This window comes from Streptomyces aurantiacus JA 4570, from assembly GCF_000414115.1.
Taxonomy (GTDB): Bacteria; Actinomycetota; Actinomycetes; order Streptomycetales; family Streptomycetaceae; genus Streptomyces; species Streptomyces aurantiacus_A.
On record NZ_AOPZ01000227.1, the window covers coordinates 1 to 4,969 of the forward strand.

General features: G+C 71.7%; 3 protein-coding genes and 1 pseudogene. 3 read left to right on the plus strand and 1 reads right to left on the minus strand.

Annotation, left to right across the window (positions count from 1 at the left end):
- Positions 1–268, minus strand: a pseudogene (locus STRAU_RS21895) (hypothetical protein); the annotation flags it as partial.
- Positions 269–601: 333 nt separating this feature from the next.
- On the opposite strand from STRAU_RS21895, the gene STRAU_RS21900 reads away from it, so the two are divergent.
- The 3 genes from STRAU_RS21900 to STRAU_RS21910 all read left to right on the plus strand — a co-directional run bounded on the left by STRAU_RS21900 (position 602) and on the right by STRAU_RS21910 (position 4,808).
- Positions 602–1,600: an SCO0930 family lipoprotein gene (locus STRAU_RS21900; protein ID WP_016642556.1), complete on the plus strand. Its 999-nt coding sequence runs from the start codon at positions 602–604 to the stop codon at positions 1,598–1,600.
- A gap of 212 nt (positions 1,601–1,812) precedes the next feature.
- A complete protein-coding gene (locus STRAU_RS21905; protein ID WP_016642557.1) occupies positions 1,813–2,625 on the plus strand; it encodes an SAM-dependent methyltransferase in 813 nt (270 codons plus the stop codon).
- On the plus strand, positions 2,622–4,808 hold the full coding sequence (locus tag STRAU_RS21910) for a putative bifunctional diguanylate cyclase/phosphodiesterase (RefSeq protein ID WP_016642558.1): 2,187 nt from the start codon (positions 2,622–2,624) through the stop codon (positions 4,806–4,808). Before STRAU_RS21905 ends, STRAU_RS21910 begins: the two co-directional genes overlap by 4 nt.
- Positions 4,809–4,969: the final 161 nt, after the last annotated feature.

Genomic DNA, 4,969 nt, shown 5'->3' on the forward strand with positions numbered 1-4,969 from the left:
GCTCGGGCGGCGGGGTGGGCTTGGGCGGCTTCGGGGTGGGTTTGGGGGGCTTCGGGGTGGGCTTCGGTGGGGGCGTGGGGCTCGGCGTGCACTGCACGCCGCCGCCGGCGACGGCCGTCGCGCCCCCGCCCTGACCGTTCGACGCGTACGCGCAGGCGTCGGCGGGCAGCGCCGCGGCGCCCGCCGGCGCGCCGAGGAGCCAGGCCAGCGTGAGCAGCGTCAGGGCGCGCGTGACGGGGGCCGTACGGCCCCTGGAGGATCCGGGCACGATCGAGATCATGGACCGTGCGCCGCCCCGCGCGGGCGTGAGCCGTCGCTCAATGGTCCGAAGGTGGGAGCTGCCGTACGAGGGTTCGCGCGCCCCCTGCGCACGGGCCCGTCGCCGTAACCCTTCCGCACCCGCCCGAAAGAAATTCGGGATCGCGTTGAACGCCCGGGCCGGTCCCGCCCGTACCTAGGGCCAGGCTGACGCAGCAGGCGTCACCGCGGCGCGACTGCGTCACAACTGTCAAGCACACAGCGGGAGTTACACATGCAGCATGTATCAGGGGGTTCCCCCCGGGCCTGGCGGAGCGCCTCCCTCGTAGCGACTGCTGCGGCCATGCTGGCGCTGACGACGGCGTGCGGTCAGGAGAAGGGGGACCAGTCCCCCAAGGGCCAGAACGTGGGCAACGAGGCCCCGGCCAAGGGCGGGGCGGGCGCGGGCGACGGCTACGGCTCGGGCAACGGCTACGGCGCGGACTCCGGGAGCGCCGCGGAGGGCGCGGGCAAGGCGAAGGCCGCGGGACAACTGGCCGTGTGGGACAGCAAGAAGCTCGGCAAGGTCGTCACCGACAGCGCGGGCTTCACCCTCTACCGGTTCGACAAGGACACCGCCCAACCACCCAAGTCCAACTGCGACGGCGCCTGCGAGACCGCCTGGCCCGTGGTGGCCGCCAAGGGCGCCGAGGCCCCGCCCGGCGTCGACAAGTCCCTGCTCGGCGAGGTCGCCCGGTCTGACGGCACCAAGCAGCTCACCATCGACGGCTGGCCGATGTACCGGTACGCCAAGGACGCCAAGCCCGGCGACGCCAAGGGCCAGGGCGTGGGCGGCACTTGGTACGCAGCGGCGCCCGACGGCAAGAAGGCGGCGCCCGGCGGAGCGGGCGCCGGGGCGGACTCCGGCGCCGACTCGGGTGCGGACTCCGGCTACGGCGACGACGCGGACGCCGGTGGCGACGCCGCCCGGCCCGCCGACCTGGCCGGACTCTCCACCCGCAACGACCCCAAGCTGGGCGAGATCGTCGTCGACAAGAACGGCATGACCGTCTACCGCTTCACCAAGGACTCCGCCTGGCCCATGAAGTCCGCGTGCACCGGCGCCTGCCTGGAGAAATGGCCCGTCGTCAAGCCCGTGGAGAAGAACGACACCAAGGGCATCCTGAAGAAGGGCTTCGTCACCTTCGACCGGCCCGACGGCATCAAGCAGCAGACGATCGACTGCTGGCCGCTGTACACCTTCGCCGGTGACAAGAAGCCGGGCGACACCAACGGCCAGGGCGTCGGCGGCACCTGGTACGCCGCGGCCCCCAACGGAAAGCCGGTGGGCGCCACGAAGTAGCCCCCGCCGGGCCCCCGCCCCGACCGGCCCGTTCCTTCCGCACCAAAGGGAAGGAATGGGCCGGTTCTTTGGGCTGTGTACGGCACTTGCCAACGGCAGTGACCGAGAACGGACGGCCAATTTCCGGTTTGACTCGCTCCGTTGGCTGACGATCAGTAGCCTCACCTTCGAACACCGGCTCGCCTTGACTTCCCCCAAGCCTTGGAGTGTTGATGGAGCGTCCCGACTGGGCCCCGCCGGGCATCGACCTCTCGATGCCGAGCGTGGCCCGGATGTACGACCACTACCTGGGCGGCTCGCACAACTTCGAGGTGGACCGGGAGGCGGCCCGCAAGGCGATGGAGTTCATGCCGGGCCTGCCCAAGATCATGCAGGCGAATCGTGCCTTCATGCGCCGAGCAGTGCGTTTCTCCGTCGACGAGGGCATCACGCAGTTCCTCGACATCGGCTCCGGGATCCCCACGTTCGGCAATGTGCACGAGGTCGCCCAGGAGGCCGACCGGACCGCGCGGATCGTGTACGTCGACCACGACCCGGTCGCCGTGGCGCACAGCCGTGCGGTTCTCGAAGGCAATGACCAGGCCGCGGCGGCCTACGCGGATCTGCGCAAACCCCGCGACATCCTGGGCAGTTCCGAGGTCAAGGCCCTTCTGGATCTCGACCGTCCGGTGGCGCTTTTCCTGGTGGCCATACTCCACTTCGTCGAGGACGCGTACGATCCGTACGCGGCGGTCGCCGAGCTGCGGGACGCGTTGGCGCCCGGCAGCCTGATCGCCGTGACGCACGCCTCGTACGAAGGGATACCGGTTCCGCAGGAACAGGCCGACGGCACCGTCGGCGTCTACAAGGACATCCGCAATCCATTGATCATGCGATCGCGGCTTGAGATCGCGCGGTTCTTCGAGGGATACGACATGGTGGAACCCGGCCTCGTGCCGATGCCGCACTGGCGGGCCGACACGGAGCTCGCGGAGGAGGACCCCTGGTCCTTCTCAGGGTTCGCCGGCGTGGGACGCAAGCGTTGAGCGCGGAGCCGGACGGACCGGAGGACAGACTGCGCAGGTTCGCCACCATCTGGAGCCGCGCGCTGTATCCGGTGACCGCCACCTCGCTCACCCGACCCGAGTTCGAGCGCCAACTGCTTCCGCTCGCCCGGCAGTTGCGGCAGGCCCTGGCGGAGCGGGCATTCCGTGCCGCCGACGGCGAGGACGTGGGCGCCGCGCTGGTCGCGACGCACTGCACCGAGCCGGAGGCGCTCAGCCGCACCCTCGACGTGGTCGACGCCTACCTCGTGCTGTACTGCGGCGAGGTGGCCCCTGAGGTCATGGATGCCGAACCGGGCCGGGCAGGCGGCATCGGCTGGCGCGAGGAGCTGCGGGCGCGCTGCTCCCGCATCCAGCACGCCGTCGCCGCCGGGTTCGCCCGTGCGCTGCGCGAGCGGACCCTCGCCGAGCAGGAGGCCATATCCCGGGCCGCCCTCGACGCGCGCGGCACCGTCGCCGAGGCCCTGCACGCCAGCGAGGCGCGGTTCCGCGCGGTGTTCCACGGCGCCGCCATCGGCATCGGCATCGCCGACCTCCAAGGCACCGTCCTGGAGGTCAACGACGCGCTGGTCCGCATGTTCGGCGGTCTTGAGCACCAGCTGCGCGGCCGCAACGTGGCCGAGTGGACCCACCCCGACGACTCGCCCCACCTGTGGAAGCTCTACGAGGAGCTGGTACGCGGCGACCGCGAGCACTACCGGGTGGAGAAGGCGTTCTACCGCCCCGACGGCACCGTCCTGTGGACCAATCTGACGGTGTCCCTGCTGCGCGACGCCGACGGAGTGCCGCAGTACCAGCTCGCGTTGATGGAGGACACCACCGAGCGCAGGCTGCTGAACCTGCGCCTGCGCTACGAGGCCACGCACGACGCGCTCACCGGACTGCCCAACCGGACCCTGTTCTTCGAGCGCCTGGAGAAGGCCCTGTCGGCCGGCGAGGGAGCCCGCTTCGGGCTCTGCTATCTGGACCTCGACGGCTTCAAGACCGTCAACGACAGCCTCGGGCACGCGGCCGGCGACCGCCTCCTCGTCGAGGTCGCCGACCGCCTGCAGTCCTGCGCGACCGCGCCCGGCGAGATGGTGGCGCGGCTCGGCGGCGACGAGTTCGTGGCGCTGACCACGGGCCCGGACACCGAGCGCGAGGTCGACGAGCTGGCCGGGCGCATCATGCACGCCCTCGCCACCCCGATCCGCGTCGAGGGGCGCGAGCTGACCGTGCGCGGCTCCATCGGCATCGTCGAGGGCCCCGCGGCCGAGCGCGGCGCCGCGGAGGTGCTGCGCAGCGCCGACATCACGATGTACCGCGCGAAGCACGCGGGCGGCAACCGCTACGAGCTGGCCGACCCGGAGGCCGACGCCCGCGCGATCACCCGCCACGGCCTGACCACGGCGCTCCCGGTGGCCCTGGAGCGCGGTGAGTTCTTCATCGAGTACCAGCCGCTCGTGCACCTCGGCGACGGCAGTGTGCGCGGCGCGGAGGCCCTGGTGCGCTGGCTGCACCCGCAGCACGGCGTGATCAGCCCGGACCGCTTCATTCCGCTCGCCGAGCACACCGGTCTCATCGTGCCGCTCGGGCGCTGGGTCCTGGAGGAGTCGGTGCGTCAGGCCCGCACCTGGGAGGCGGTGTCCGGGGCGGACCAGGCCGCGGGACCGCTGCGCGTCAACGTGAACCTGTCGCCGTGCCAGCTCACCCACCCCGGCCTGGTCTCCGACACCGTCGAGATCCTGGAGCGCGCGGGTCTCGCGCCGGGCGCGCTGTGCCTGGAGGTCACCGAGTCCGCCCTCATCGGCGCCGACGACGACCTGCTCAAGCCGCTGCGCAGGCTCGCCGAGATGGGCGTGGACATCGCGCTCGACGACTTCGGCACGGGTTACTCCAACCTCGCCAACCTGCGCCGACTGCCCGTCAGCATCCTCAAGCTCGACCGCGCCTTCACGCAGGGCATGCAGCACTTCCCGGCCGACCCGGTCGACCTGAAGATCGTCGAGGGCATCGTCGCTCTGGCGCACAGCCTGGACCTCGCGGTCACGGTCGAGGGGGTCGAGACGGGCGCCCAGGCCGATCAGCTGCGCGAGCTGGGCTGCGATACGGCTCAGGGCTGGTATTACGCGCGGCCGGGGCCGCCGGATCGGCTGCACGAGCTGGCGCTGGCCGATGCGAGGTGACACTGGCGCGGGGCGCCTTGGCGGCCGGGGGCGTGGTGTGTGGCCCTGGGCTCTGACGCCCTGTCGTCGTCTGCCGCTGCCGTGTGCCGCGTGAGGTTGTCGGCGCGGCTGCGGGTGGGAGGGGGCTGAGCGCGCAGTTCCCCGCGCCCCTTCGGGGCCCG

Coding starts and splice junctions, on each gene's coding strand:
- STRAU_RS21900 (WP_016642556.1), top strand. CDS start 602: ATGCTGGCGCTGACGACGGCGTGCGGTCAGGAGAAGGGGGACCAGTCC.
- STRAU_RS21905 (WP_016642557.1), top strand. CDS start 1,813: ATGGAGCGTCCCGACTGGGCCCCGCCGGGCATCGACCTCTCGATGCCG.